This window comes from Micromonospora sp. DT48 (assembly GCF_049844495.1).
In the GTDB taxonomy this organism is placed as follows: domain Bacteria; phylum Actinomycetota; class Actinomycetes; order Mycobacteriales; family Micromonosporaceae; genus Micromonospora.
Map to the genome: position 1 here is coordinate 46,990 of NZ_JBNCLE010000011.1, position 25,543 is coordinate 72,532.

The window sequence follows — 25,543 nt, forward strand, 5'->3', positions numbered from 1 at the left end:
CATGCCCGGCGTCCTTCCAGCAGGCGAGCCCGTACCCGTCGACGGGTCACTGCCCGCGTCCGCCCGTGCGTCCGTGGGCGCCCGGGGGTTCGGCGTGTACGTGCACGTGCCCTTCTGCGCGAGCCGCTGCGGCTACTGCGACTTCAACACCTACACCGCCGACGAGTTGGGCGGTGGCGCGAGCCGGGAGGGGTACGCCGACGCGGTGCTGGCGGAGCTGACGCTCGCCGCCCGGGTGCTGGGCGAGGCCCCGCCGGGCCGGGTGGACACGGTCTTCGTCGGCGGCGGTACCCCCACCCTGTTGCCCGCCCACGACCTGGCCCGGATCCTCGAGGCCGTCGACCGCACCTGGGGGCTGGCCGCCGACGCGGAGGTGACCACCGAGGCCAACCCGGAGTCGGTGACGCCCGCCTCGTTGAAGGAGTTGCGCGCGGCCGGCTACACCCGGATCTCGCTGGGCATGCAGTCGGCCGCGGCCGGGGTGCTTGCCGTGCTCGACCGCCGGCACCACCCGGGCCGGGCCACCGCCGCCGCGCTGGAGGCCCGTGACGCCGGCTTCGACCACGTCAACCTCGACCTGATCTACGGGACGCCGGGGGAGCGGGCCGAGGACTTCGCCGCCTCGCTGGACCAGGTGGTGGCCGCGGGCGTGGACCACGTCAGCGCGTACGCCCTGATCATCGAGGACGGCACCCGGCTGGCCGCCCGGATGCGTCGTGGCGAGCTGCCGTACCCGGACGAGGACGTGGCCGCGGACCGCTACCTGGCCGCCGAGTCGGCCCTCGACGCGGCCGGTTTCTCCTGGTACGAGGTCTCCAACTGGGCCCGCACACCGCAGGCGCGTTGCCGGCACAACCTGCTCTACTGGACCGGCGGGGACTGGTGGGGCCTCGGGCCGGGGGCGCACAGCCACGTCGGCGGCGTGCGCTGGTGGAACGTCAAGCATCCCGGGGCGTACGCGAAGCGCCTGGCCGCCGGGGAGTCACCGGGCCAGGCGCGCGAGGTGCTCACCGGCGACGAGGCGCACATGGAGGAGGTCATGCTCGGGCTGCGGCTGGCCTCCGGCCTGCCCCTGGACGTGCTGACCGACGTCGGGCGAGCCGGCGCGGCGCGGGCCGTGGCCGAGGGGTTGCTCGCCGAGGCCGCGTACGCAGCCGGCCGCGCCGTGCTCACCCTGCGCGGCCGGCTGCTCGCCGACGCCGTGGTCCGCGACCTGCTGCCCTGATCCCCGTCACCAGGCGCTTCGGTCAGCGCTTCACGAACGCGTAGCTCATCGGGTACTGGTAGAGGACTCCGTCGTTGGCCTTCACCCCGCCGATGATGCCGAAGATCAGCGGAATGATCCCCGCGATGATCGGAAGGAAGAACAGGAGGCCGCAGGTGATCGTGGCGAGCACCCAGCTCAGCACGCCGGCGATGGCCCAGGTGAGCTGGAAGTTCAGTGCGGCCACGGAGTGCGCCCGGACGACCGGGGACTGCTGACCACGGGCCATCATCGCGATCAGCGGGGCCACCCAGCCGAGGAGTCCGCCGCCGACGACCACGCCGAGCGGGCCACCGAAGTGGGCGATCAGGGCCCAGGTCTTGTCCTCGTTGTTGGCGTAGCCACCGCCCGGCGCGCCGTAACCGCCGGTCGGGTAGCCGACACCGGGCGTTCCCGGTGGCGGTGGGTAACCGCCGGGTGGGGGATAGCCGGCCGGCGGCGGCTGGTCGCCGGTGGGGGGCGGATAGCCGCCGGGTGGGGGATAGCCGCCCTGGCCAGGCGAGCCGGACAGTGGTGTCGTGGATTCGTCGCCGGAGTCCGGGGGACGAGGTGGTTCAGTCATGGGGGTCACGGTAGGTGTCACCGGCAACGTCGCACCATAGCGACACCGGCGAGGGTCAACCCGCCGATCGGCTCGATCATGGGCGGAACGACTTGATCATCGCGTCGACGGGAGCGCCGACGTAGACTGGCACTCGCTACAGTCGAGTGCCAGGGCGTTTCCCTGATGGCCGTGACTCGGGACTGACCTGCGACAGGAGGTGGGGAGGGTGGGTCTGGACGACCGCAAGCTCGCCGTGCTCCGGGCGATCGTCGAGGACTACGTCGCCACCCAGGAGCCGGTCGGTAGCAAGTCACTGGTCGAGCGGCACCAACTGTCCGTCTCACCGGCGACGGTCCGCAACGACATGGCCGTGCTGGAGGAGGAGGGTTACATCCGCCAACCGCACACCAGCGCGGGGCGGGTGCCCACCGACCGTGGCTATCGACTCTTCGTCGACCGGTTGAGTCGGGTCAAGCCGCTCAGCCCGGCCGAGCGCCGGGCGATCGAGCGCTTCCTGGCCGGTGCGGTCGACCTCGACGACGTGGTGCAGCGTACGGTGCGGCTGCTGGCGCAGCTGACCCGGCAGGTCGCGGTCGTGCAGTATCCGAGCCTGGCCCGATCCCGGGTGCGTCACCTGGAACTGGTGCCGATCTCCACCACCCGGCTGATGCTGGTGATGATCGCCGACACCGGCCGGGTCGAGCAGCGGCTGGTCGAGATGCCCGCGCCGATCCTCGCCGACGACGTGCTGGACCTGCGCCGGCTGGTCAACGAGAAGCTGGTCGGCGTGTTCCTGTCGGAGACCCCGCCGCTGGTGCAGACCCTCATCGACGACTCCCCGCCGCACCTGCGACCGGCCATGACGACGCTGTCCACGGTGCTGTTGGAGACCCTGGTCGAGCGGCACGAGGAGCGACTCGCCCTGGCCGGCACCGCGAACCTCGCCCGGGGCGGCCTGCTCGACTTCCAGGGTTCGCTGCGCCCCATCCTCGAGGCGCTCGAGGAGCAGGTCGTGCTGCTCAAGCTGATCGGCGAGGTGGAGCCGAGCACCCTGCGGGTACGCATCGGCGACGAGAACGAGATCGACAACCTGCGGGCGGCCTCCGTGGTCAGCACCGGGTACGGCCCGGGCGCGACCATCGTCGGGGGGATGGGCGTGCTGGGACCGACCCGGATGGACTACCCCGGAACCATCGCCACGGTGAGGGCCGTGGCACGCTACGTGGGCGAGCTGCTGGCCCAGAACTGACCAGTCAGGGCCGACGGCAGGCTGCCGCCGCCGAACGGCGTAACGCGAGACGAACACGAGGACACGGAACGCAGTGGCCAAGGACTACTACGGCATTCTCGGCGTGAGCAAGGGTGCCTCCGATGACGAGATCAAGCGCGCCTACCGCAAGCTGGCGCGCCAGTTCCATCCGGACGTGAATCCGGACCCGGAGGCACAGGAGAAGTTCAAAGACATCAACGCCGCGTACGAGGTCCTCTCGGACGATCGGAAACGGCAGATCGTCGACCTGGGCGGAGATCCGCTGGCACCGGGCGGTGGCGGCGGTCCGGGCGGCCCCGGCGGGGCCGGTCCCTTCGTCGGCTTCCAGGACATCATGGACGCGTTCTTCGGTGGCGCCACCGGCGCCGGACGGGGACCGCGACCACGCACCCGTCCCGGTGCCGACGCGATCCTGCGGCTGGAACTGGACCTCCAGGAGACCGCCTTCGGCGTGGAGGCGCCGATCACCGTCGACACGGCGGTGCTCTGCACCACCTGCTCCGGCGCGGGCACCGCCGCCGGTACCCACCTGGCCACCTGCGAGGCGTGCGGTGGTCGGGGCGAGGTGCAGTCGGTGCAGCGCACCTTCCTCGGCCAGGTGGTCTCGGCCCGACCGTGCACCGTCTGCCAGGGCTACGGCACCACCATCCCGCACCCCTGCCCGACCTGCGCCGGTGACGGCCGGGTCCGCACCCGCCGGTCGCTGACCGTCAAGATCCCCGCCGGGGTGGAGGACGGCATGCGTATCCGCCTCGCCCAGCAGGGCGAGGTCGGCCCGGGTGGCGGCACCGCCGGTGACCTCTACGTGGAGATCCACGAACGGCCGCACGACGTCTTCTCCCGCAAAGGCGACGACCTGCACTGCCGGGTGACGGTGCCGATGACCGCCGCCGCGCTCGGCACCCGGCTGACCATCAAGACGCTCGACAGCGAGGAACCGGTCGACGTCAAGCCGGGCACGCAGCCGGGCAGCACCCTGCGGCTGCGGGCCCGAGGCGTACCGCACCTGCGGGGGGCCGGGCGCGGGGACCTCTACGTCCACCTGGACGTGCGTACCCCCACCAAGCTCGACGCCGAGCAGGAGCGGATGCTGCGCGAGTTCGCCAAGACCCGTGGCGAGGAGGTCGCCGAGCTGACCAAGCAGGGTGGCTTCTTCTCCCGGATGCGGGACGCCTTCAACGGCCACGCCTGACGTGTCCGCCCCGCTGTTCCTGGTCGAGTCGCTGCCGACCGCCGACACGATGGTGCTGGACGGCCCCGAGGGCCACCACGCCGCCACCGTGCAACGGCTGCGCGTCGGCGAACAGCTGCTGCTCGCCGACGGCCGAGGCGGCACCGCCACCGCCGTGGTCACCGCCGTCGGCCGGGGCACCCTCGACCTCGTCGTGACCGACCGGGGGTACGTCGACGCGGCCAACCCGCGTCTGGTGGTGGTCCAGGGCATCGCCAAGGGCGACCGGGGCGAGTTGGCCGTGCAGGCGATGACCGAGACCGGGGTGGACGAGATCGTCCCCTGGGCCGCCGGCCGCTCGGTGGTGCAGTGGCGCGGCGAGCGGGGCGTACGGGCCCGGGGGCGGTGGGTCGCCACCGCCCGCGAGGCGACGAAGCAGGCGCGCCGGGCGTGGCTGCCGGTGCTGGCGGGGTCGCCGGACGAGAGCACCGCCTCGGTGGCCCGCCGGATCGCCGGGGCGGCGGCCGGGTACGTGCTGCACGAGGAGGCGACCGACCGGTTGACCACCGTCGAGTTGCCCGAGCACGGTGAGATCGTGCTGGTGGTGGGGCCGGAGGGCGGTATCACCCCGGACGAACTGGCCACCTTCCAGGAAGCCGGTGCCCGGCCGGTCCGGCTCGGCATCTCGGTGCTGCGCACCTCCACCGCGGGCGTGGCCGCACTGGCGGTCCTCGCCACCCGTCTGTTGCGTTGGTGAGCGTCGCGGCGGACGCCGCCGGGGACACCTTCCTTAGACTGCCCGCATGGGAACCGACTGTCTGTTCTGCCGCATCGTCGCCGGAGAGATTCCGGCCACCGTGGTCCGTGAGACGCCCACCACGCTCGCCTTCCGCGACATCGACCCGAAGGCGCCGGTACACGTGCTGGTCGTGCCGAAGGAGCACTACGCGGACGTGGCCACGCTCGGCCAGGGCGATCCGGCGCTGGCCGGCGAGGTGCTGGCCACGGCCGCCGCGGTGGCCGAGGACGAGGGGCTGCTCGGCGACGGGTTCCGGCTGATGTTCAACACCGGCGCGTACGGCGGCCAGGAGGTCTTCCACGTGCACGCCCACGTGCTGGGCGGCGCGCCGCTGGGCCCGATGCTGGCTCGGAACCCCGGATGACCCTCGCCGTCGGCCGTACCGTGGCCGCCGGTCGTCTGGAACGGATGGTGCGGCAGGTCCAGGCGCAGGCCCGGGTGCCGGCGATCTCGGCCGCGCTGTACCGAGCCGACCGACCGATGTGGACCTGCACCGTCGGCGGCACCGGCAACGACACGGCGCTGGACGAGCAGACCCGGTTCCGGATCGGTTCGGTGACCAAGACCTTCACCGCCGTGCTGGTCATGCAGTGCCGCGACGACGGGCTGCTCGACCTCGACGACCCGCTGAGCCGACACCTGGACCTGCCGGCGCACGGCGAGCTGACCGTACGTCGGCTGCTCTCGCACACCGCCGGGCTGCAACGCGAGCCGTACGGCGACGTCTGGGACACGCTGCGCGCGCCGGATGTCGACCGGTTGATCGCCGAGTTGGGCCGGGCCGAGCGGGTACTGCCGGTGGGACGCCGCTACCACTACTCGAACCTGGGCATGGCGCTGCTCGGTCACCTGGTCGCCGAGGTGCGTGGCGGCACCTGGGCGGAGGTGCTCACCGAGCGGGTGCTGACCCCGCTGGGGTTGACCGCCACCTCCGTCGACCCGGGTCCGCGCGCCGCGACCGGGTTCCTGGTCGACGCGTACTCCGACGAGGCGCATCCGGAGCCGCCCACCGATTTCGGCGCGGTGGGGCCCGCCGCGCAGCTGTGGAGCACGGCGACGGACATGGCCCGCTGGGCCGCCTTCCTGGCCGACCCGGCGGCGATGGACGCGGCGGGGCGGGTGCTCACCCCCGCCACCCTGGACGAGATGCGCTGGCCGGTGACGGTCACCGACGAGACGGTGTGGGCCGGTGGTTTCGGCCTGGGCCTGATCCTGGTGCCGCAGGGGGAGCGGGTGGTGCACGTCGGGCACGACGGGGCGATGCCCGGTTTCCTCGCCGGGGTGTACGGCCGACGGGGCGGCGAGGGCACCCCGGCCGCCCTCGGTGTCGCCGTGTTGGGCTCCTCCGGCACCGCCGCCGAGGTGCTGGAGTTGCCGCACCGGCTGCTCGCCACGGCGGTCGAACACGACCCGGCCGACATCGACCCCTGGCGGCCCGGTGAACCGGCGCCACCGGAGGTGCGGGGGCTGCTCGGGCGCTGGTGGGGGGAGGGCTTCGAGTACGTCTTCTCGTGGCACGACGGGACGCTGCGCGCCCGTGGCGCCGGTGACCCGCCAGGGAAGCCGCCAGCGGTGTTCGCCCCGGTGCCGCAGCGTCCGGACGTGTTCCGGACCGTCTCCGGCCGGGAGGCCGGTGAGCTGCTCCGGCTGACCCGGGACTCCGCGGGCGTGGTGGTCCGGATGCACTGGGCGACGTACCGCTTCACCCGTGGTCAGGAGACCTTCGAGGGTTTCGACTTCCGGTCCTGAGCCGGGCTCACCTAGGGTGGATTGACTGTTTTGTCCCGTGGTGCAGGGGGTCCACGGCGGCGGAAATGGGCAGCGTGTCCGCGCCGTGGACCCGATACGATGGGGGTAACGTCCGCACGCCGTGCCACGGGCCCGGCGCCGAAATCGAGAGCAGGTGGCGCAGGGCCCTTCGGCCCGACCTATGACCGGCACCCCACCTCCCGGCCCGCCCCGGGTGCAGACCAGGATCACGGTCCCCGACTCGAAGATCATGGTCAGCCTGCTCGGCGCGGGTGACGAGATCCTGCGACTGGTCGAGCGCTCGGTGAACAGTGACGTGCACGTGCGTGGCAACGAGATCACCATCACCGGCGCTCCCGCCGACAACGCCCTCGCCGAGCGGCTCTTCAGCGAGTTGCTCGAACTCATCGAGAAAGGCGAAACCCTGACCACAGATGCCGTCCGGCGTACCGTCGGCATGCTCGAACAGGGTGGTACGGAGCGACCCGCCGAGGTGCTCACCCTCAACATCCTCTCCCGGCGCGGGCGCACCATCCGGCCCAAGACGCTCGGGCAGAAGCGCTACGTCGACGCGATCGACGGGCACACCATCGTCTTCGGCATCGGCCCGGCGGGTACCGGCAAGACCTACCTCGCCATGGCCAAGGCGGTGCAGGCGTTGCAGGCCAAGCAGATCAACCGGATCATCCTGACCCGGCCGGCGGTCGAGGCGGGCGAGCGGCTGGGCTTCCTGCCCGGCACGCTCAACGAGAAGATCGACCCCTACCTGCGTCCGCTCTACGACGCGCTGCACGACATGCTCGACCCGGAGACCATCCCGAAGCTGATGGCGGCCGGGACGATCGAGGTCGCCCCGCTGGCCTACATGCGGGGGCGGGCGCAGCCGTACGACGCGCGCGTACTGACGCCGGAAGGCTTCAAGCCCTTCGGGTCGCTGCGGGTGGGTGATCTCGTCATCGGCTCGGACGGGATGCCCACTCCGGTGATCGGGATCTACCCCCAGGGCCCGAAACAGGTCTATCGGGTGACCACGCAGGACGGGGCCTCCACCCGGTGCTGCGGTGAGCACCTGTGGACCGTGGCCACCCCTGAGGACCGGCGTCACGGAGGCCGTCGCACGCTCGAAACCCGCGAGATGATCGGCCAGGAGCGGCAGGGCCGGATCCACCGGTACGAACTCCCGGTGGTGGCTCCGGTCCAGCTGGAGCCGCAGGACGTACCGCTCGACCCGTACGCTCTCGGCCGGTTGCTCGGTTCCGGTCCGATCGCGGGCCGGGCGACGGCCGAACTCGCCCGCGCGATCGAGCTGCACCGTGGGGGTGACCACGACGAGGGCCACCGTGGCGCGGTGATGGTCGCGGACCGGGTGACGGTCGCGCTCCACGAGCTGGGTCTGGCCGAGACGGAGTTCGTGCCTTCCGTATACCTCCGCAACAGCGTCGAGGTCCGACTGGCCGTCCTGCAAGGGCTGCTGGACGTCGCCGGTGATCCGATCGGCCCGGCGGTGCGGTACTCGACGGCCGCTGCCCGCCTCCGCGACGACGTCGTCCACCTGGTCCAGTCACTCGGCGGCGTGGCGACCTGGCGTGTTCGAGAGGCCGAGGGCCGCATGCCGGGCCCGGCGGACGACCGAGCGGTCGGGCATGGGTCGGACGCCTACGTCGTGGAGATCCGTCTGCCGGAGGGCGTAGCGCCGTTCCGGCTGTCGGGTAAGCGCCGGCGGTACGAGGAGTGCGGCGGCGACCGGCCGACGCGCTTCATCGACTCGATCGTCCCCGCCGGTGTCCAGGAGACGATGTGTATCCAGGTGGCGGCGCAGGACTCGCTGTATGTCACCGACGACTTCCTGGTCACGCACAACACGCTCAACGACGCGTTCATCATCCTCGACGAGGCGCAGAACACCACGCCCGAGCAGATGAAGATGTTCCTCACCCGGCTCGGCTTCGGCTCCAAGATCGTGGTCACCGGTGACGTCACCCAGGTCGACCTGCCCGGCGGGACGACTAGCGGGTTGCGGGTCGTACGGGACATCCTGGGTAGCGTCGAGGACGTGCACTTCGCGCAGTTGTCCAGCGCCGACGTGGTCCGCCACAAGTTGGTCGGGGAGATCGTCGACGCGTACGCGCGGTGGGACGCCGAGAACCAGCAGGCGCAGGGCGTACACGCGGTGACCGGGCGCAGTGCCCAGGGCAACCGCGGTGGCCGGCGTCGCTAACGAGGGAAGACAGTTGTCCATCGAGATCGCCAACGAGTCCGGTGCCGAGGTCGACACCGACGCAGTCCTCGCCGTCGCCCGGCACGCGCTCGACGAGATGGGGGTCAACCCGCTCGCCGAACTGTCCGTGTTGCTGGTCGACGTCGACTACATGACCGAGCTGAACCACCGGTGGATGGGTGGCGACGGCCCGACCGACGTGCTGGCCTTCCCCATGGACGAGGGCAGCGTCGACCACGGGCCGGGTGAGACCGCCGCCGGTGGCGAGCCGGCGTTGCTCGGCGACATCGTGCTCTGCCCGGAGGTGGCGGCGAAGCAGGCCGCGACCGCCGGGCACAGCACCGCCGACGAGTTGCACCTGCTCACCGTGCACGGTGTGCTGCACCTGCTCGGCTATGACCACGCGGAGCCGGAGGAGGAACGGGAGATGTTCGGGCTCCAGGCCCGGTTGCTGGCGAGCTGGCGGTCGGCCCGCTCCCGGTGATGGACACTCCGATGGCCGCGGCTGCCACCGGCCTCCCCGACCTGCAACTGCTCGTGTTCGCCGCCGGGCTGGTGGTGTTGGCCGGGCTGATCGCGATGACCGAGGCCGCGTTGACCGCGGTCTCCCCGGCCCGGGCCGCCGAGCTGGCCCGGGCGGGCATCCGGGGTGCCCGGACCCTCCAGGCGGTCGCCGGTGACGTGGTCCGGCACCTCAACCTGCTGCTGTTGCTCCGGCTACTCGCCGAGTTGACCGCCACCACGTTGGTGGCGCTGGTGGCGGTGGACACCTTCGGCGCGGGCTGGCGTGCGGCGCTGGTCACCGCCGGGGCGATGACCGTGGTCAGCTTCGTCGTGGTCGGGGTCGGCCCGCGTACCCTCGGTCGGCAGCACGCGTACGTGGTGGGCCGCTCGGCCGCGCCGCTGGTGCGCTGGCTGGGCCGGGTGCTCAACCCGTTGGCCTCCCTGCTGATCCTGATCGGTAACGCGGTCACCCCCGGGCGTGGTTTCCGGGAGGGGCCGTTCGCCACCCAGGTCGAGCTGCGGGAACTGGTCGACCTCGCCGAGCAGCGGGGAGTGGTGGAACACGGCGAGCGACAGATGATCCATTCGGTCTTCGCCCTCGGTGACACCATCGCCCGCGAGGTGATGGTGCCGCGTACCGAGATGGTGTGGATCGAGTCGGGCAAGAACCTCTCGCAGGCGTTGGCGCTGTTCCTGCGGTCCGGCTTCTCCCGGATCCCGGTGATCGGCGAGAGCGTCGACGACGTGCTCGGCGTCCTCTACCTCAAGGATCTGATCCGGCGTACCCAGGGCGGGGCCGCCGAGGACCGCCAGATCCCGGTGGCCGAGCTGATGCGGCCGGCGACGTTCGTGCCCGAGTCCAAGCCCGTCGACGACCTGCTGTCGGAGATGCAGGCCGCCCGCAACCACCTGGTCATCGTGGTGGACGAGTACGGCGGCACCGGCGGCCTGGTTACCATCGAGGACATCCTCGAGGAGATCGTCGGGGAGATCACCGACGAGTACGACGTCGAGCGTCCACCGGTCGAGCAGCTGCCCGACGGTGCGGTGCGGGTGACCGCCCGACTGCCGGTCGAGGATCTCGGTGAACTGTTCGACACCGAGCTGCCGCACGACGAGGTGGAGACGGTGGGCGGTCTGCTCGCGCAGTGCCTGGGGCGGGTGCCGATTCCGGGCGCGCAGGTCGAGCTGGCCGGGCTGCGACTGATCGCCGAGGGCACCACCGGCCGCCGCAACCGGATCGACACGGTGCTGGTGCGCCGGATCGAGCCGACAGACACGCAGGACGACCCGGGAGGCCCGCCGACCGCCTCCCGTTCCGACAACGACCGATCCGAGGAGAGGCAGCCCGCTGATGCCTGAGTCACCCGCCGTACCGGCCGCCCGGTCCACCGGCTCCGATCTGAGCGCCGAGGACAGCAAGCTGGTCATCCTCGCCCGGGGTGCCCGGGGACGGGTGGGCGCCGTGGAAGGTGCCGCGGTCCGGGACCAGGACGGCCGGACCTACGCGGCGGCGAGCGTGTCGTTGCCGTCGCTGACCATCACCGCGTTGCAACTGGCGGTCGCCTCGGCGGCTGCGGCGGGAGCCACCCGGCTGGAGGCCGCGGTGGTGGTGACCGAGGCGTCCACCCTGGACGGTGCCGGGTACGCGGCGGTCCGCGATCTGGCCGCCGACGCGCCGGTGCACGTGGCCGGGCCGGACGGCACCGTGCTCGGCACGGTGACCGAATGAGCGGGCTCGGTGTGCGGTGGCCCCGTGCCGGTGAGCGCGGTGGGATGCCGGCATGAGTGAGCACAGCTACCGGGCGGGTTTCGCGTGTTTCGTCGGGCGTCCGAACGCCGGCAAGTCCACGCTGACCAACGCCATCGTCGGGCAGAAGATCGCGATCACGTCGAACAAGCCGCAGACCACCCGGCATGTGATCCGGGCGGTGCTGCACCGGCCGGAGTCGCAGCTCGTGCTGGTCGACACCCCGGGGCTGCACCGTCCCCGCACCCTGCTGGGTGAGCGGCTCAACGACCTGGTGCGGCAGACCTGGAGCGAGGTCGACGTGATCGGCCTCTGTATCCCGGCCGACGAGCAGATCGGTCGTGGTGACCGGTTCATCACCGGTGAGCTGGCCGAGCTGAAGGCAACCGTGTTGGCGGTGGTCACCAAGACCGACCTGGTCGATCGCAAGCGACTGGCCGAGCAGTTGCTCGCCGTCAGCGAGCTGGGGGATTTCGCCGAGGTCGTCCCGGTCAGCGCGGTCTCCGGGCACCAGGTGGACACCCTGGTCGAGGTGATGACGCGGTATCTCCCCGAGTCGCCGCAGTTGTACCCGGACGACATGCTGACCGACGACCCGGAACAGGTGCTGGTGGCGGAGCTGATCCGCGAGGCCGCGCTGGAGGGCGTCCGGGACGAGTTGCCGCACTCCATCGCCGTGGTGGTGGAGGAGATGATCCCGGAGGGTCGGCTGACCAAGATCTACGCCGACGTGTACGTGGAGCGGCCCAGCCAGAAGGCGATCGTCATCGGGCACCGGGGTTCTCGGCTCAAGGCGGTGGGCACCGCCGCACGGCAGCAGATCGAGGAGTTGCTGGGCACGAAGGTCTACCTGGACCTGCACGTACGGGTGGCCAAGGACTGGCAGCGCGACCCGAAGCAGTTGCGCAAACTCGGGTTCTGAGGGGACCGGCGGTTCGGTCGAATCGGACTACCGCCCTCGGATCGAATGATCGGCACCGGTCAGGCATATGGGAAGTTTCACTGTCGCGGTGGGTGCCTGAGTGTTTCCTCGGCGGGCGTCGGAGGGTAGGAAGGTTAGAGCCTCCGCGCCCCCGACATAGATTCAGGCCGATGCGAAACAGATACCTGGACCTGCTGCGCGCCCTGGCCATCGTGCGGGTCGTCGTCTACCACGTCACCGGTTGGGCTTCGCTGACGCTGCTGTTCCCGGCGATGTCGGTGATGTTCGCGCTCGCCGGATCGCTGATGGCCACGTCCCTGCTGCGGTCCGGGCCGACGGCGGTCGGCCGTCGACTACGGCGGTTGCTGCCGTCGCTGTGGGTGGTCGCGGCGATCTTCGTGCCGGCGATGCTGCTCACCGGGCTGCCGTTCACCCCGGCGGTGCTGCTCTGGCTCTTCCCGGTGGCCGACCCTCCGGCCAACTACTGGGGAGCGCTGGCGCTGAGCCCCATCTGGTACCTGCGGGACTACCTCTGGTTCGTGCTCGCCTCCCCGGTCGCCCTGTGGCTGTTCCGCCGGTTCCCGCTGCCGACCCTGCTGGCTCCGTACTGCCTGCTGCTGGTCATCGAGGTGGGCATCTACGAGGATCCGCCGCTCGTGCTGCGCGAGTTCGCGCTCTACTTCGGTGCGTGGCTGTTGGGGTTCGCCCACCAGAGTGGAATGCTGCGCCGCCTCAATGGCTGGGTGCTGGGATCGACCGCGTTCGCGCTCGCGGCGGTGGGCGGTGCCTGGATCCTGACCCACCAGGGCCCACGTGGCTACGACATCAACGACATCCCGCTCGGCAACGCGCTCTGGTCGGCCGCGTTCATCCTGGTGGTGCTGGGTCGGGCCCCGGCGACCACCGCCTGGGTGGACCGTAGCGCGCTGGTCGAACGGGTGGTCACCGTGCTGAACCGGCGGGCGTTGACGGTCTACCTGTGGCACATGGCGTTCGTGGTGGCGCTCACCCCGCTGGTCGACGTGGTCGGCTGGTCACACCAGGATCTGCTGGGCCTGGCGATCCGGGTGGTCCTGGTCTTCCTGCTGGTGGGCCTGGTCACGGCGATGGTGGGTTGGGTCGAGGACGTGGCGGCGCGGCGTCCACCCGAGCTGGTCCCGGGCGGCCGGTCGAGGTCACGGGCCACCCGCCGGCCGGTGAAGTCCCAGGTCGGCGACGACCACGACCCGCCTGGTGATCCGGTCCCCGGAGCATCGGGCGACGAGGCGGGTCAGCGTACGGCGGAGGACGGCGAGCTGCCGTCCTCCCCGGCGACGCGGGCGGAACCGGTTCCGGAGCAGCGGAGCCGGGGCAGGGGCGTCATCGCGAGGTGACGGTGATGTCGCCGCTGCCGGTGTTCAGGTCCAGCACCGAGGCGGCGGACGGGTCGTGCTTCACGCCCAGGTTGATCTGGCCGGAGCCGGCCTTCGAACGGACCTGGTATGCCCCCTCGGGCACGCTCACCATGACGTCGCCACTGGACGCGTGCGCCCGTGCGGAGGTGGGCTTGCTCAGGTCGAGGGTGATGCTGCCGGACTTCGTCTCCGCGTCCACCTCGCCGCCGAGACGGCTGCCGGTCACGTCACCGGAGGAGGCCCGGATCACGACGGGCCCGGTGAGGTCGTACACCCTTATGTCGCCCGAGCCGGTCTCCACCCGCACCCGGTCGGTCGCCCCGGCGACCCGGACGTCACCGGAACCGACCTTGAGGTCCACCGTGCCGACGCGGCTGAGGTCGACGTCCCCGGAGCCGGTCTCGCCCCGTACGCCCACCCCCTCACCGGCCGTCACCTCGTAGGAGACGCTGCACCGGGAGCCGCAGGAGGTGTCCAGCACCAGCTCCGCGCCCTTGATCTGGTACGTCGTGTCCGGCTGGTCGCCCTGGTAGCGGACGACACGCTTGACGCGTACCCCGTCGACCCCGCCGTCGGCCCGGACCACCACGTCGCCGGAGCCGGGCAGCACCTGGATCGCGGTGATCCGGGCGGACTCGGTGGTGTCGAAGTCCAACTGCCGGTACGACAGGTTGTCACAGGCGGCCAGGACGATGAGGGTGGCGGTCGCGGCGATCGCCACGCCGGTCCGGCGTAGGACTGTCGCTCGCGGCGCGGCGGTGGGCCGATCTGTGACGGTGGTCCGGGTACCGGCGTTGGTCGGGTTCGAAGCCATGCCGAGCACGCTACGACCGGCGTCACCGGATGCGCATCCGGGTTCGTCGGCACGGCGACCCCGAGCGGACCCTGAATTCCGACCCGGGGTCGGACCTGATGTCCGGGCGGAGGGGAGAATGGCGCGATGGCCGGGTACCGCCGACAGCTCTACCGCGACGACGCGGTGGTGCTGCGTGTGCAGAAACTCGGCGAGTCTGATCGCATCATCACCCTGCTCACCCGACGTCACGGCCGACTCCGTGCGGTCGCCCGGGGAGTACGCCGGACCACCTCGAAGTTCGGGGCCAGACTGGAACCGTTCGGCCACGTCGACCTGCAACTGGCCGGCGACCCCAAGGGGGAGTTGGGCAGCTCGCTGCACACCGTGAGCCAGGTCGAGGGGATCGACCTCTACGGCAAACGGTTCCTCGGCGACTACCCCCGCTACACCGCCGCCAGTGCGATCGCCGAGACCGCCGAGCGCCTCACCCCGGTCGAGCGGGAGCCGTCGCTGCGGCTGTTCCAACTGACCCTGGGTGCGCTGCGTGCCCTCGCCGACGGCGAGCACGCCACCACGCTGGTGCTCGACGCGTACCTGCTGCGCGGGATGGCGCTGGCGGGCTGGGCACCGGCGTTGACGGCCTGCGCGGTCTGCGGCACCCCGGGGCGGCACCGGGCCTTCTCGGTCCCGGCCGGCGGCGCGGTCTGCCCGGACTGCCGACCACCGGGGGCCGCACACCCGGCCCCGGCCACCATCGACCTGATGTCGGCGCTGACCGTCGGTGACTGGCGGATCGCCGACGCCACCGAGCACGGGGTACGCCGGGAGTGCAGTGGCCTGGTCGCGGCGCACCTGCAATGGCACCTGGAACGCGCGCTACGCTCGCTGCCGCTGGTCGACCGGGGTGTGCCGTCGGCCTCCGGCGCGGGGCGACCGGCCGGCGACACCGGCACCGTGGCCCCGGCCGGTGCAGCGCTGCCGCCCGACCGGGCGTCACAGGACGTGAGCAGGGAGAGTAACGAGTGATCCGATCGTCGCGGGCTGGCCGGCGCGAGCCGGTGCCGCCGACACCACACCCGTCGGGAGCCCGACCACCGGAGCTGCCGCCGGAGGCGGTACCCCGTCACGTCGCCGTGGTGATGGACGGCAACGGTCGGTGGGCCAAGGAACGCGGGCTGCCCCGCACCAAGGGGCACGAGGCGGGGGAGTTCTCCCTCTTCGACACCGTCGAGGGCGCCATCGAGATGGGCATCCCGTACCTGTCGGCGTACGCCTTCTCGACGGAGAACTGGCGGCGCTCGCCGGACGAGGTGCGGTTCCTGATGGGCTTCAACCGGGACGTCATCCGCCGCCGCCGGGATCAGCTGGTCGATCTCGGGGTGCGGGTGGTCTGGTCGGGGCGGGCCGGGCGGCTGTGGAAGAGCGTCATCAGCGAGTTGCAGACCGCCGAGGAGATGTCCCGTGGCAACTCGACGTTGACCCTGCAGTTCTGCGTGAACTACGGCGGACAGGCGGAGATCGCCGACGCGGCCGCCGCCATCGCCCGGGACGTGGCCGCCGGCCGGCTCGACCCGGGCAAGGTCACCGAGAAGACGGTCGGTCGGTACCTCTACCACCCCGAGGTGCCCGAGGTGGACCTGTTCCTGCGGCCCTCCGGCGAGCAGCGGACGTCGAACTTCCTCCTCTGGCAGAGCGCCTACGCCGAGCTGGTCTTCCTGGACACGCTCTGGCCCGACTTCGACCGTCGCCACCTGTGGTACGCCTGCGAGTTGTACGCCCAGCGTGACCGTCGCTTCGGTGGCGCGCTGCCCAATCCGGTGGCTCCGACCACCTGAGCGCTTAGCCGGTGGCAGCACGGGGTATCACCGCTGACAGCAGCCACTGACGGAGGTGAACCCATATGCTTCGCAAGCGCATCGGGCAGTGGGCGGTGATGGCGATCGCGGTGCCGGTCGCCGCCGCCGGGGCCCGGAAACTGAGCCACACGCTGGAGGCCCGCCGTGGCCCCAACCGGGCCACCCGTCTGCTCAACAAGGGCGCCGACCTGATCCGCCCACGGCAGGCCAAGCGCCGCCGCTTCTTCTGACCCGACTGACGGGTCACCGGGCATCTCGCGGTATCCGATCCACCGGATACCGCGAGATGCCCGGTCGGCGTGAACTCAGGCCTCAACCTCGGCGCGGTCCGGCGTGGCCCACAGGGTGTGGAAGGAACCGTCCCGGTCGACCCGACGGTAGGTGTGCGCGCCGAAGTTGTCCCGCAGACCCTGGATCAGCGCGGCCGGCAGCCGCTCCGCGCGCAGCGCGTCGAAGTACGCCAGTGACGAGGCGAACGCCGGGGCCGGCACACCCGCCCGGGCCGCGTCGGCCACCACCCGTCGCCAGCTCGGCACGCCGTCGCGCACAGTGTCGGCGAACCACGGTGCCACCAGCAGGGAGGGCAGCTCCGGCTGCTCGTCGTACGCCTGCTTGATGCGGTCGAGGAAGCGGGCCCGGATGATGCAGCCGCCGCGCCAGATGGTCGCGGTGCCACCCAGGTCGATGCCCCAGTCGTACTCGGCGCTGCCGGCACGGATCTGGTCGAAGCCCTGGGCGTACGCGACGATCTTCGAGGCGAGCAGCGCCCGGCGTACGTCCTCGATGAAGGACTCGCGGTCACTGACCTGCCACTTCTCGCCGGCCTCCGGGAAGGCCCGCTGGGCGGCCTCGCGCTGACCGACGTGCCCCGACAGCGATCGGGCGAAGGTGGCCTCGGCGATACCGGTGATCGGGATGCCCAGGTCCAGTGCGATCTGGACGGTCCACCGGCCGGTGCCCTTCTGCTCGGCCCGGTCCTGCACCACGTCCACGAAGGGCCGCCCGCTGGCGGCATCGGTGTGCCCCAGCACGTCCGCGGTGATCTCGATCAGGAAGGACTCCAGCTCGCCGGAGTTCCACTCCCGGAAGATCTGCGCGATCTCCGCCGGCTCCGCGCCGAGCCCGGCCCGCAGCAGGTCGTACGCCTCGGCGATGAGCTGCATGTCGGCGTACTCGATGCCGTTGTGGACCATCTTGACGAAGTGCCCGGCACCGTCCGGCCCGACGTGCTGGCAGCAGGGTACGCCGTCGACCTGCGCGGCGATCTTCTCGAAGATCGGCCCGAGCTTGCGGTACGACTCGGGTGAGCCGCCCGGCATGATGCTCGGCCCCCACAACGCGCCCTCCTCGCCACCGGAGACGCCGGTGCCGACGAAGTGCAGGCCGTGGGCGCGCAGCGTCTCCTCCCGACGACGGGTGTCGGCGAAGTGCGCGTTGCCGCAGTCGATGATGATGTCGCCCGCCTCCAGTAGCGGCACCAACTCGTCGATCACCGCGTCGGTGGGACCGCCCGCCTTGACCATGATGATCACCGCGCGGGGGCGCTCCAGCGCGGCGACGAAGTCCGCCAGGGACTCCGTCGGGACGAAGGTGCCCTCGTCGCCGTGCTCCGCCACCAGCGACCGGGTCCGCTCCGGCGAGCGGTTGTGCAACGCCACGGTGAACCCGTTGCGGGCCAGGTTGCGGGCCAGGTTGCGGCCCATCACCGCCAGCCCCGTCACACCGATCTGCGCCGTAGCCCGATCCGCCATCCTCGTCGCCACCTTCCGCCGTCTGCCTGTAGTGCTGCGACGGTATCGCGGCCCCCTCCCGTCGTGCGTCGTCCCCCCACCGCTGGTCATCAGGTGGTCGCGTAGCGATGAGAACCCGGACGAGAACCGCTGCCGTTAATTCGCATGCGCCCGCTGCGAGCGGGCTGGTAGCGTGCGGGCATGCGCTACTGACGCCCCTTTATCCGAGCCGGGTCCGCCGCCGTCGAGCCGCGACCTGTGCGCTCCCGGGCGTCCGCGTGTGTCCACCCGCCATCGGCGGTGGTGGTGTCTTCCGTGGCCGGTCCCGGGCAGCAGTCCGAATCCGTTCGACCACCCAGGGGGTGGTCCGCACGAAACGGTCGACCGGCCACCGGTCGCCGACCGAGCGAGGAGGCACAGATGCCAGCCAAGCGCAGCCTGCGAAAGTCCCGTCCCGACCGCCACTCGGCCGAGCTCGCCGCCGTCACGCCGGCGAACCTGGACGATGTCGCGATCACGCCGAAGCCCACCCTGCCGGTTGTCCGGCCGAACAGGCCGAAGGCCGGGCCGCCGGTCACCGGCGCGGCCGGCGTCGGACGCGGGCAACGGCACGGGCACGTGCGCCAGTACGCCTTCCGGCGTAGCTGACGGTCCATCCGGGGCCGGGTGTGGAATGGGTACGCCCACCGCACCCGGCCTCGTGGCGTTCCTGGGCGTGGCCCGCCCGCGACCGGCGGTCAGCCGATCAGGGGACGGAAGGTGCCGAGCGCCACGCTGACGGCCAGCGCGGCCCCGGCGATCGCCGTCGCGCCGACGATCAGCAGCCAGTCGGCCACACCGAAGTGCTGCCGACGGGCGAAGGTGCGCGGCAGCCCGCTGTCGAAGCCCCGGGCGTCCATCGCCACGGCGAGCCGGGTACCTCGCCGGATCGCGCCGACCAGCAGCGTGAACGCCGTCGAGACGAACAGCCGCATCCGGGCCACCGGACTGCGCCCGGCCTCGACCCCACGGGCCCGGCGCGCCATCGTGATCATCTGCCACTCCTGGCCGAGCAGGGGCACCAACCGGAACGCCGCCAGCGCGCCGATGGCGAACCGGGCAGGGGCCTTGGCGTTCTGCACCAGTGCGTCGGCCAGGTCGGTCGGGTCGGTGGTGGCGAAGACGATCACCCCGGGCAGGGCCACCGCGAACAACCGCAACACCAGGCCGAGCGCGGTGATCAGCACGCCCGAGGTCACCACGACCGGGCCCGCGTCGAACAGCACCCGGCCCGACCGGTCGGCCGCGAAGAGCACCAGCGTGACCAGGATGCCGACGGCGGCGGCCAGCAGCGGCCAGGCCCGGCGGACCAGCAGAGCGGGACGTACTCCGAACAGCGGCAGCACCGCCAACTCCACGGCGATCGCGATAGCCGGTGCGACCGGGTCCAGGGTGGCCATCAGCGGAAACGCGAACAGCATCGCGGCGGCCAGCTTGGCCACCGGGTTACGCCGGGCCAACGGCGCGTCCGACCTGGCGAACGGCTCCACACTGATCATCGCTGCGCCACCGCGGGCGGGGCGAGGGCCAGCGTGCGGTCGGCCAACGCGGCCACGAACTCGGCGTCGTGGGTGACCGCGACCAGGCCGTTGCCGGCGTCGCGGAGGTCGGCGAGCAGGTCGACCAGTTCCCGCCAGGTGCGCCGGTCCTGACCGAAGGTGGGCTCGTCGCAGATCAGCAGGCGGGGCGCGGTGGCCAGGGCGGTCGCCACGCTCAGCCGCCGTGCCTCGCCACCGGAGAGGGTGTACGGGTTGGCGGCGGCGAGCCGGTCCAGTCGCAGCCGGCTCAACAGGTCCGTCACCCGGTCGCGGACCGCCGCCTCGGACGCCCCGGTCCGCCTCGGCCCCAGCGCCAGTTCGTCGAAGACCGTGCCGGTGACGAACTGGTGTTCGGGATTCTGGAACACCGACCCGATCCGGCGGGTCAGCGCCGGTGCCCGCCAGCGGTGCGGCGCGGTGCGGGAGTCGACCCCGGCCAACTCCGGGGAGGCCGTCAACCGTCCGGTGCCCGGCCGGAGCAGCCCGCCGAGCGCCAGCGCCAGGGTGGACTTCCCGGCACCGTTCGGGCCGAGCACGGCGAGCGCCTCACCGGCGCGTACGGTCAGGTCGATGGGGGCCAGCCGGGACGGTTGGCCGAGCTTTTCGGCGGTGAGCAGCACCTCGCCGGCCGGGCCGGTGGCCCGGCGTGGCGGGATCTCCCGACCGGGCACCCAGACCCCCTCGGCGGCGAGGGTGTCGCCGTGTGCGGCGAAGACCGCCTCCGGTGGGCCGTCGGCGCGGACGCCGCCGCCGGGTTCGAGGACCACCACCCGGTCGACCAGGGGCAGCGCCTCGGCGACCCGGTGCTCGACCAGGATCAGCGTGGTGTCGGCGTCCACCGCTCGGGTGAGCGCCGCGCGGATCAGGGCGGCGCCCGCCGGGTCGAGGTTGGCGGTGGGTTCGTCCAGCAGCAGCAGGTCGGGGCGCAGCACCAGCACACCGGCCAGGGCGAGACGCTGCTGCTCACCGCCGGAGAGCGCCGCGGTGGGCCGGTCCCGGTGGTACGGGAAGCCGACGCGGTGCAGCGCCTCGTCCACCCGGGGCCAGATCTGGTCGGCCGCCACACCCCGGTTCTCCAGGCCGAACGCCACGTCGTCGCCGCTGCGGGCCATGACGAGTTGGGACTGCGGGTCCTGGAAGACGATGCCGACCCGCTCCCGCGCCTCGGCGGCGCTACGACCGTCGATCTCGATGGTGCCCTCGTGTTCGCCGGAGTCCTCGGGCAGCAGCCCGGCCAGGGCGGCCAGCAGGGTGCTCTTGCCGGCCCCGGACGGCCCGAGCAGCAGCACCCGCTCGCCGCGCTCCACCCGCAGGTCCACTCCGCGTAGCGCCCAGGCACGTCGTCCGGCGTGCCGCCAGCCGAAACCGCGCAACGTCACCCCGCCGCCCATCCCGCCCGCCCTCCCTCGACGCTCGCTGGTACCCCGACCCCCGGGGTCGGCGGTTGGTGCCCGCCGACCCCGGGGCGTGCTGCGCGTGTGTGAGGAGGGCATGGCCTCCTCACACACGCGCTCAGATGAGGGTGCGTTCGCGACCGGCGGGGAAGCGGTCGAGGACGCCGGTGCGGGCCAGGGCACGGGTGAGCTGGTGACCGCCCGCACCGGCGATCACCGTGGCGCTGACGATGGTGAGCAGGGCGTAGGGGAGCCGGTAGGTGGCGATGTCGCGTCCGGCGTTCCAGTAGACGAAGTCGAAGATCGCCGCGCTCAGACCGGTCAGCGCACCGGCCAGCAGGGCCGTCGGCAACCGGTAGGAGCGGTAGCGGAAGGCGGCGAAGGCCAACTCGGCACCGACACCCTGCATCAGGCCCTGGAGCAGCACGATGCCGCCCCACTGGCTGCCGAGCAGGGCCGAGATGATCGACGCCAACAGTTCGCAGTACAGCGAGGCACCCGGCTTACGGATGATCAGGCCGCCGAGGACGGCCGGCACCAGCCAGACCCCGTAGATGAGGGTCTGTGCCGGCGGGAAGAAGCTGAAGGCGCTGTCGGTGGCGCTCCACACCAGGCCCCAGGCCCAGAAGATGACGCCGAAGGCGACGGCGATGACCGAGGCCACCACGATGTCGATGGTGCGCCAGCGGTTGCTGTCGGTGGTCTGCATGATGATCGCTCCCAGTCCAGATACGAACCAGGCAAGACGCACGCCCCGGACGGCGGCGCCGAACGGTGGCGGGCTGGAGGTGGACCGAACTCCCTGCGCTGGCATTACCCAGATCAGGTACGGAGGGTCTGCGGGCGGACCCGCACTCTCAGCGCTGTGCGCTCCCCTGTCGGAGGTGTTGTCTGTCCCGCCGACGCTAACACCACCGAAGATCCACCGGCAACGTGATCTTCGCAGGTCACCCGGGGTGTTCATCGCCGGGATCCTGGCCTGATCGCGGGGTTCGGGCGTGCCACGCCCGTACGGCTAGGCTGTCGGGTATGCGCATCGATGCCCGAGGTCTGCGGTTCGAGGTCACCAGCGGCGGCCCGGAGCAGGGTGAGCCGGTGCTGTTGTTGCACGGGTTCCCGCAGCACTCGGGCCAGTGGGCGGGCATCCGGCCGGCCCTGCACGCGGCGGGTCTGCGCAGCTACGCGCTCGACCAGCGGGGCTACTCGCCACAGGCCCGGCCCAGCCAGGTCGAGGCGTACCGGCTGGGTGAGCTGGTCGCCGACGCGGTGGCGGTGCTGGACGCTCTCGATGTCCCCGCCGCGCACGTGGTCGGGCACGACTGGGGTGCGGTGGTGGGGTGGGCGTTGGCCGCCGCCCACCCGGACCGGGTGCGCACGCTGACCGCGATCTCCGTGCCGCATCCGGCTGCCATGGCACACGCGCTCAGGCACGACCCGCAGCAGAAGGCACGCTCGGCGTACATGCTGCTGTTCCGGCAGCCGGGGGTGGCGGAGAAGACGCTGCTGGCGTTGGGCGCTGCCGGGCTGCGTCGGCTGCTGCGTGGCGTCGGTGACGGCGACCGGGTGGCCGGGTACGTCGATCCGATGCGTCAGCCGGGTGCGCTGACCGCCGCGTTGAACTGGTACCGGGCGATGTCGAAGGCGGACCTGGCGGCGACCGGACCGGTGACGGTGCCGACCACGTACGTCTGGAGCGACGGTGACGTCGCCATCGGCCGGGTCGCCGCGCAGGCGTGCGCCGCGCACGTGACCGGGGATTTCCGCTTCGTCGAACTGCCCGGGGTCACCCACTGGATTCCGGACGAGGCACCGACTCCGTTGGCCGAGGCGATCCTGGCCCGGGTCCGCCCATCGGCCTGAGCGGGTTCGCCGTCGTCCGCCGAGTGGGTTTCGGGTGGAACCCGTTGGGGCATCAGCGTTGCCGTCGGCAGCAACGGTCGGCGCAGCCCCCGGAGGTTTGCGGTGTCGAAGGAAACCGAGAGGCAACGCTGGCAGCGCAACTTCGCCGACCTGCTCCAGGAACTGCGGGTCGCGCAGACCGGCGTGCAGATTCTCTTCGCCTTCCTGCTGACCCTGCCGTTCAGTGCCGGCTTCGGCGAGACGACTCCGTTCCAGCGGGACGTCTACATCGTCGCGTTGCTCGCCGCGGCCGCTGCCACCGCGATGATCATTTCGCCGGTGGCCTTCCACCGGGCGCTGTTCCGGCAGGGGCGTAAGCCGGAGCTGGTGCGTTTCGCGCACAAGATGGCCAGCGGTGGCCTCGGCTTCATGCTGATCGCGATGATGAGTTCGGTGCTGCTGATCACCGACTTCGTGCTGCCCCGACCGATCTCCTTCCTGCTCACCGGGATCACCGGCCTGTGGTTCCTGACGTTCTGGACGGTCCTGCCGTTCGCCCGGCGCAGCTGGGGAGAGGACGTCGACGACGAGGAGGACCCGAGCGGCCTGGCCGAGGAGTGAGGCGACGCCGCTGCGGATATCCGTGGCTACCTTTGGGTAACGAACCCGGGTAGCCTGCTGAACAGGCGGAACAGTTCGACTGTCCGGATCGAGCCCGGGGGTTTGCCGTGGCCATCGCCGAGAACAACCGTCCGTCAGCCACCGACGACCGCACCGCCGGGTCGGGCCGGCAACCCGAGCCGGACGCACCGGCACAGGTGTCCACAGCGGACACCGTGGGTCAGGTTTCCGAGAAGGAGGCGCGCCAGGTCGCCGAGGCGGCCCGGCAGGCCGACTGGGACCGGCCCAGCTTCGGCAAGGAACTCTTCCTGGGTCGGCTGCGGCTCGACCTGATCGACCCGTGGCCCCGCCCGCAGCCGCAGGAGCAGGCTCGGGCCGAGGAGTTCCTCGGCCGGTTACGCGACTACCTGATTTCCGAAGTGGACGGAGCGGCGATCGAACGCGACGCGCGCATCCCCGACGAGGTGTTCCAGGGGTTGGCTCGGCTGGGCGCCTTCGGCATGAAGATCGGGCCGGAGTACGGCGGGTTGGGCCTGAGCAACCTGCACTACTGTCGGGCGTTGATGCTGGCCGGCTCGGTGAGTCCGGCGATCGGTGCGCTGTTGTCGGCACACCAGTCGATCGGTGTGCCACAGCCCTTGAAGATGTTCGGCAGCGAGGAGCAGAAGCGGCGTTTCCTGCCTCGGCTGGCCGCCGGGGAGGTGTCGGCGTTCCTGCTCACCGAGCCGGACGTGGGTTCCGACCCGGCCCGCCTGGCCACCACCGCGGAGCCGACGCCCGACGGCACCGGCTACCGGATCAACGGCGTCAAGTTGTGGGCCACCAACGGCACCGTGGCGACCCAACTCGTGGTGATGGCGCGGGTCCCGAAGGCCGAGGGGCGTCGTGGCGGCATCACCGCCTTCGTGGTCGACGGCGACGCCGAGGGCATCACCGTCGAACGTCGCAACGCCTTCGTCGGCCTGCGTGGCCTGGAGAACAGCCTCACCCGCTTCCACGATGTCTTCGTACCCAAGGAGAACGTCATCGGTGGCGAGGGCAAGGGGCTGCGGATCGCCCTGAGCACGCTGACCACCGGTCGGTTGTCGCTACCGGCGATGTGCGTCGGTGCGGGCAAGTGGGCGCTGCACGTGGCCCGGGAGTGGTCGGCGGAGCGGGTCCAGTGGGGCCGGCGGGTGGGTGAGCACGAGGCGGTGGCCCAGAAGCTCGCCTTCATCGCCGCGACCACGTACGGCATGGAGACCATGCTCGACCTCTGCTGCCTGCTCGCCGACGACGATCGCAACGACATCCGGATCGAGGCGGCGCTGGTGAAGCTCTACGCCAGCGAGATGGCGTGGCGGATCGCCGACGAGCTGGTGCAGATCCGTGGTGGACGCGGGTACGAGACGGCGGACTCGCTCGCCGCCCGGGGTGAACGACCGGCCGCGGTCGAGCAGATGCTGCGCGACCTGCGGATCAACCGGATCTTCGAGGGCTCCACGGAGATCATGCATCTGCTCATCGCCCGCGAGGCGGTGGACGCGCATCTCTCCGTGGCGGGCGACATCATCGATCCGGAGGCCGGGCTGGCCCGCAAGGCGAGGGCCGGGGCGAAGGCGGGCGCGTTCTACGCGCGGTGGCTGCCGACGCTCGCGGTCGGCAAGGGCCAGCAGCCCACCGGGTACGGCGAGTTCGGCCCGCTCGCCGGGCACCTGCGACAGGTGGAACGCGCCAGCCGGAAGCTGGCCCGGTCGACCTTCTACGCGATGTCGCGCTGGCAGGGCCGGATGGAACGCAAGCAGGCATTCCTCGGCCGGGTGGTGGACATCGGCGCGGAGTTGTTCGCGATGAGCGCGGTCTGCGTACGCGCGCACGCCGAGCGCGACACCCGTCCGGAGAACGTCGAGCTGGCCGACCTGTTCTGCCGGCAGGCCCGGGTCCGGGTCGAGGCGTTGTTCACCGCCCTGTGGGAGAACACCGACTCGATCGACGTGACCGCCGCCAAGCGCCTCCTCGACGGCCGTTACGCCGCGCTGGAGCAGGGCGTCATCACCCCGCCCGCCGAGCTGCCCTGGGTGGCGACCTGGACTCCGGGCCCCTCCACCGTCACCGCCGACGCCCGCCGCCGTGTCCCCCCGCCCACCCCCGACGTGTCCGGTTGAC

Annotated in this window: 24 protein-coding genes, 2 pseudogenes and 1 riboswitch; of the genes and pseudogenes, 20 read left to right on the forward strand and 6 right to left on the reverse strand. The window is 71.6% G+C overall.

The genetic code is table 11. The features are described 5' to 3' along the window. Position 1: 1 nt before the first annotated feature. Entirely contained in the window at positions 2 to 1,225 is a 1,224-nt protein-coding gene (gene hemW / locus ACLQ2S_RS14960; RefSeq protein ID WP_155220770.1) for a radical SAM family heme chaperone HemW, read from the forward strand. Positions 1,226 to 1,247: 22 nt separating this feature from the next. Here hemW and ACLQ2S_RS14965 read toward each other — a convergent pair whose 3' ends face one another. Then, positions 1,248 to 1,826: a DUF4870 domain-containing protein gene (locus ACLQ2S_RS14965; RefSeq protein ID WP_155220768.1), complete on the reverse strand. Its 579-nt coding sequence runs from the start codon at positions 1,824 to 1,826 to the stop codon at positions 1,248 to 1,250. A gap of 208 nt (positions 1,827 to 2,034) precedes the next feature. Between ACLQ2S_RS14965 and hrcA the strand changes: the two genes are divergently transcribed. The 12 genes and pseudogenes from hrcA (at position 2,035) to ACLQ2S_RS15025 (ending at position 13,564) form a co-directional block, all read left to right on the forward strand. Beyond that, positions 2,035 to 3,057, forward strand: a complete 1,023-nt coding sequence (gene hrcA, locus ACLQ2S_RS14970) for a heat-inducible transcriptional repressor HrcA (protein ID WP_425701873.1) — start codon at positions 2,035 to 2,037, stop codon at positions 3,055 to 3,057. A 73-nt stretch (positions 3,058 to 3,130) separates the two neighbouring features. Further along, a complete protein-coding gene (gene dnaJ, locus ACLQ2S_RS14975) occupies positions 3,131 to 4,270 on the forward strand; it encodes a molecular chaperone DnaJ (RefSeq protein WP_309223631.1) in 1,140 nt (379 codons plus the stop codon). Position 4,271: 1 nt separating this feature from the next. Further along, positions 4,272 to 5,006 (forward strand): 16S rRNA (uracil(1498)-N(3))-methyltransferase, encoded by a 735-nt coding sequence (locus tag ACLQ2S_RS14980; protein WP_425701874.1) that lies wholly within the window; start codon positions 4,272 to 4,274, stop codon positions 5,004 to 5,006. A gap of 46 nt (positions 5,007 to 5,052) precedes the next feature. Next, entirely contained in the window at positions 5,053 to 5,412 is a 360-nt protein-coding gene (locus ACLQ2S_RS14985) for a histidine triad nucleotide-binding protein (RefSeq protein WP_155220764.1), read from the forward strand. Continuing rightward, positions 5,409 to 6,797 (forward strand): serine hydrolase domain-containing protein, encoded by a 1,389-nt coding sequence (locus ACLQ2S_RS14990; RefSeq protein ID WP_425701875.1) that lies wholly within the window; start codon positions 5,409 to 5,411, stop codon positions 6,795 to 6,797. The genes ACLQ2S_RS14985 and ACLQ2S_RS14990 overlap by 4 nt, the downstream gene beginning before the upstream one ends. A gap of 181 nt (positions 6,798 to 6,978) precedes the next feature. Beyond that, positions 6,979 to 7,725 (forward strand): annotated as a pseudogene (locus ACLQ2S_RS14995) (PhoH family protein); the annotation flags it as partial. Between the two features lie 933 nt (positions 7,726 to 8,658). Further along, positions 8,659 to 9,015 (forward strand): annotated as a pseudogene (locus tag ACLQ2S_RS15000) (PhoH family protein); the annotation flags it as partial. Positions 9,016 to 9,028: 13 nt separating this feature from the next. Then, entirely contained in the window at positions 9,029 to 9,499 is a 471-nt protein-coding gene (gene ybeY, locus ACLQ2S_RS15005) for an rRNA maturation RNase YbeY (protein WP_155220758.1), read from the forward strand. Next, complete coding sequence (locus ACLQ2S_RS15010) at positions 9,499 to 10,881, forward strand: hemolysin family protein (RefSeq protein ID WP_155220756.1); 1,383 nt, start codon at positions 9,499 to 9,501, stop codon at positions 10,879 to 10,881. The genes ybeY and ACLQ2S_RS15010 overlap by 1 nt, the downstream gene beginning before the upstream one ends. Continuing rightward, entirely contained in the window at positions 10,874 to 11,251 is a 378-nt protein-coding gene (locus ACLQ2S_RS15015; protein WP_155220754.1) for a cytidine deaminase, read from the forward strand. The genes ACLQ2S_RS15010 and ACLQ2S_RS15015 overlap by 8 nt, the downstream gene beginning before the upstream one ends. A gap of 52 nt (positions 11,252 to 11,303) precedes the next feature. Beyond that, positions 11,304 to 12,191, forward strand: coding sequence for a GTPase Era (gene era / locus ACLQ2S_RS15020; RefSeq protein WP_155220752.1), 888 nt, complete (start codon positions 11,304 to 11,306; stop codon positions 12,189 to 12,191). A 170-nt stretch (positions 12,192 to 12,361) separates the two neighbouring features. Beyond that, positions 12,362 to 13,564: an acyltransferase family protein gene (locus ACLQ2S_RS15025; RefSeq protein WP_155220750.1), complete on the forward strand. Its 1,203-nt coding sequence runs from the start codon at positions 12,362 to 12,364 to the stop codon at positions 13,562 to 13,564. On the opposite strand, the gene ACLQ2S_RS15030 is transcribed toward ACLQ2S_RS15025, so the two are convergent. Beyond that, complete coding sequence (locus tag ACLQ2S_RS15030) at positions 13,551 to 14,399, reverse strand: DUF4097 family beta strand repeat-containing protein (RefSeq protein ID WP_155220748.1); 849 nt, start codon at positions 14,397 to 14,399, stop codon at positions 13,551 to 13,553. The two genes, ACLQ2S_RS15025 and ACLQ2S_RS15030, sit on opposite strands and share 14 nt — an antisense overlap. 126 nt (positions 14,400 to 14,525) lie before the next feature. Here ACLQ2S_RS15030 and recO point away from each other — a divergent pair, with 126 nt between their 5' ends. The 3 genes from recO (at position 14,526) to ACLQ2S_RS15045 (ending at position 16,467) form a co-directional block, all read left to right on the forward strand. Then, positions 14,526 to 15,407 carry a DNA repair protein RecO gene (gene recO / locus ACLQ2S_RS15035; RefSeq protein ID WP_425701876.1) on the forward strand — a complete coding sequence of 294 codons (882 nt, stop codon included), beginning with the start codon at positions 14,526 to 14,528 and terminating at the stop codon, positions 15,405 to 15,407. Between the two features lie 32 nt (positions 15,408 to 15,439). Further along, a complete protein-coding gene (locus tag ACLQ2S_RS15040) occupies positions 15,440 to 16,216 on the forward strand; it encodes an isoprenyl transferase (RefSeq protein ID WP_425701957.1) in 777 nt (258 codons plus the stop codon). A 65-nt stretch (positions 16,217 to 16,281) separates the two neighbouring features. Next, positions 16,282 to 16,467: a hypothetical protein gene (locus ACLQ2S_RS15045; protein ID WP_425701877.1), complete on the forward strand. Its 186-nt coding sequence runs from the start codon at positions 16,282 to 16,284 to the stop codon at positions 16,465 to 16,467. A 75-nt stretch (positions 16,468 to 16,542) separates the two neighbouring features. Here ACLQ2S_RS15045 and gndA read toward each other — a convergent pair whose 3' ends face one another. After that, the gene (gene gndA / locus ACLQ2S_RS15050) at positions 16,543 to 17,988 is read right to left on the reverse strand and encodes an NADP-dependent phosphogluconate dehydrogenase (RefSeq protein WP_155220742.1); all 1,446 of its coding nucleotides are present in this window, start codon (positions 17,986 to 17,988) and stop codon (positions 16,543 to 16,545) included. A gap of 399 nt (positions 17,989 to 18,387) precedes the next feature. On the opposite strand from gndA, the gene ACLQ2S_RS15055 reads away from it, so the two are divergent. Continuing rightward, entirely contained in the window at positions 18,388 to 18,615 is a 228-nt protein-coding gene (locus ACLQ2S_RS15055) for a hypothetical protein (protein WP_155220740.1), read from the forward strand. An 89-nt stretch (positions 18,616 to 18,704) separates the two neighbouring features. On the opposite strand, the gene ACLQ2S_RS15060 is transcribed toward ACLQ2S_RS15055, so the two are convergent. From ACLQ2S_RS15060 to ACLQ2S_RS15070, 3 genes are all read right to left on the reverse strand, one after another. Further along, on the reverse strand, positions 18,705 to 19,505 hold the full coding sequence (locus ACLQ2S_RS15060; protein WP_155220738.1) for an energy-coupling factor transporter transmembrane component T family protein: 801 nt from the start codon (positions 19,503 to 19,505) through the stop codon (positions 18,705 to 18,707). Continuing rightward, positions 19,502 to 20,935 carry an ABC transporter ATP-binding protein gene (locus tag ACLQ2S_RS15065; RefSeq protein ID WP_155220736.1) on the reverse strand — a complete coding sequence of 478 codons (1,434 nt, stop codon included), beginning with the start codon at positions 20,933 to 20,935 and terminating at the stop codon, positions 19,502 to 19,504. The genes ACLQ2S_RS15060 and ACLQ2S_RS15065 overlap by 4 nt, the downstream gene beginning before the upstream one ends. A 121-nt stretch (positions 20,936 to 21,056) precedes the next feature. Then, positions 21,057 to 21,647: an ECF transporter S component gene (locus ACLQ2S_RS15070; RefSeq protein WP_425701878.1), complete on the reverse strand. Its 591-nt coding sequence runs from the start codon at positions 21,645 to 21,647 to the stop codon at positions 21,057 to 21,059. A gap of 72 nt (positions 21,648 to 21,719) precedes the next feature. Next, a riboswitch (TPP riboswitch) is annotated at positions 21,720 to 21,825 on the reverse strand. A gap of 142 nt (positions 21,826 to 21,967) precedes the next feature. Here ACLQ2S_RS15070 and ACLQ2S_RS15075 point away from each other — a divergent pair. The 3 genes from ACLQ2S_RS15075 to ACLQ2S_RS15085 all read left to right on the forward strand — a co-directional run bounded on the left by ACLQ2S_RS15075 (position 21,968) and on the right by ACLQ2S_RS15085 (position 25,542). Beyond that, complete coding sequence (locus tag ACLQ2S_RS15075; protein WP_155220732.1) at positions 21,968 to 22,798, forward strand: alpha/beta fold hydrolase; 831 nt, start codon at positions 21,968 to 21,970, stop codon at positions 22,796 to 22,798. A 102-nt stretch (positions 22,799 to 22,900) separates the two neighbouring features. Continuing rightward, entirely contained in the window at positions 22,901 to 23,398 is a 498-nt protein-coding gene (locus ACLQ2S_RS15080; protein WP_309223629.1) for a DUF6328 family protein, read from the forward strand. A 197-nt stretch (positions 23,399 to 23,595) separates the two neighbouring features. Beyond that, the gene (locus tag ACLQ2S_RS15085) at positions 23,596 to 25,542 is read left to right on the forward strand and encodes an acyl-CoA dehydrogenase family protein (RefSeq protein ID WP_425701958.1); all 1,947 of its coding nucleotides are present in this window, start codon (positions 23,596 to 23,598) and stop codon (positions 25,540 to 25,542) included. Position 25,543 lies beyond the last annotated feature (1 nt).

Excerpts from the sequence above, each read along its gene's own strand:
- ACLQ2S_RS15055 (WP_155220740.1), top strand. The coding sequence starts at position 18,388 with ATGCCAGCCAAGCGCAGCCTGCGAAAGTCCCGTCCCGACCGCCACTCG.
- ACLQ2S_RS15045 (WP_425701877.1), top strand. The coding sequence starts at position 16,282 with ATGCTTCGCAAGCGCATCGGGCAGTGGGCGGTGATGGCGATCGCGGTG.
- ACLQ2S_RS14965 (WP_155220768.1), bottom strand. The coding sequence starts at position 1,826 with ATGACTGAACCACCTCGTCCCCCGGACTCCGGCGACGAATCCACGACA.
- ACLQ2S_RS15070 (WP_425701878.1), bottom strand. The coding sequence starts at position 21,647 with ATGCAGACCACCGACAGCAACCGCTGGCGCACCATCGACATCGTGGTG.
- ACLQ2S_RS15060 (WP_155220738.1), bottom strand. The coding sequence starts at position 19,505 with ATGATCAGTGTGGAGCCGTTCGCCAGGTCGGACGCGCCGTTGGCCCGG.
- ACLQ2S_RS15010 (WP_155220756.1), top strand. The coding sequence starts at position 9,499 with ATGGACACTCCGATGGCCGCGGCTGCCACCGGCCTCCCCGACCTGCAA.
- ACLQ2S_RS15065 (WP_155220736.1), bottom strand. The coding sequence starts at position 20,935 with ATGGGCGGCGGGGTGACGTTGCGCGGTTTCGGCTGGCGGCACGCCGGA.
- ACLQ2S_RS15015 (WP_155220754.1), top strand. The coding sequence starts at position 10,874 with ATGCCTGAGTCACCCGCCGTACCGGCCGCCCGGTCCACCGGCTCCGAT.
- hemW (WP_155220770.1), top strand. The coding sequence starts at position 2 with ATGCCCGGCGTCCTTCCAGCAGGCGAGCCCGTACCCGTCGACGGGTCA.
- ACLQ2S_RS14990 (WP_425701875.1), top strand. The coding sequence starts at position 5,409 with ATGACCCTCGCCGTCGGCCGTACCGTGGCCGCCGGTCGTCTGGAACGG.
- ACLQ2S_RS15075 (WP_155220732.1), top strand. The coding sequence starts at position 21,968 with ATGCGCATCGATGCCCGAGGTCTGCGGTTCGAGGTCACCAGCGGCGGC.
- ACLQ2S_RS14985 (WP_155220764.1), top strand. The coding sequence starts at position 5,053 with ATGGGAACCGACTGTCTGTTCTGCCGCATCGTCGCCGGAGAGATTCCG.
- era (WP_155220752.1), top strand. The coding sequence starts at position 11,304 with ATGAGTGAGCACAGCTACCGGGCGGGTTTCGCGTGTTTCGTCGGGCGT.
- recO (WP_425701876.1), top strand. The coding sequence starts at position 14,526 with ATGGCCGGGTACCGCCGACAGCTCTACCGCGACGACGCGGTGGTGCTG.
- ACLQ2S_RS15030 (WP_155220748.1), bottom strand. The coding sequence starts at position 14,399 with ATGGCTTCGAACCCGACCAACGCCGGTACCCGGACCACCGTCACAGAT.
- ACLQ2S_RS15025 (WP_155220750.1), top strand. The coding sequence starts at position 12,362 with ATGCGAAACAGATACCTGGACCTGCTGCGCGCCCTGGCCATCGTGCGG.
- gndA (WP_155220742.1), bottom strand. The coding sequence starts at position 17,988 with ATGGCGGATCGGGCTACGGCGCAGATCGGTGTGACGGGGCTGGCGGTG.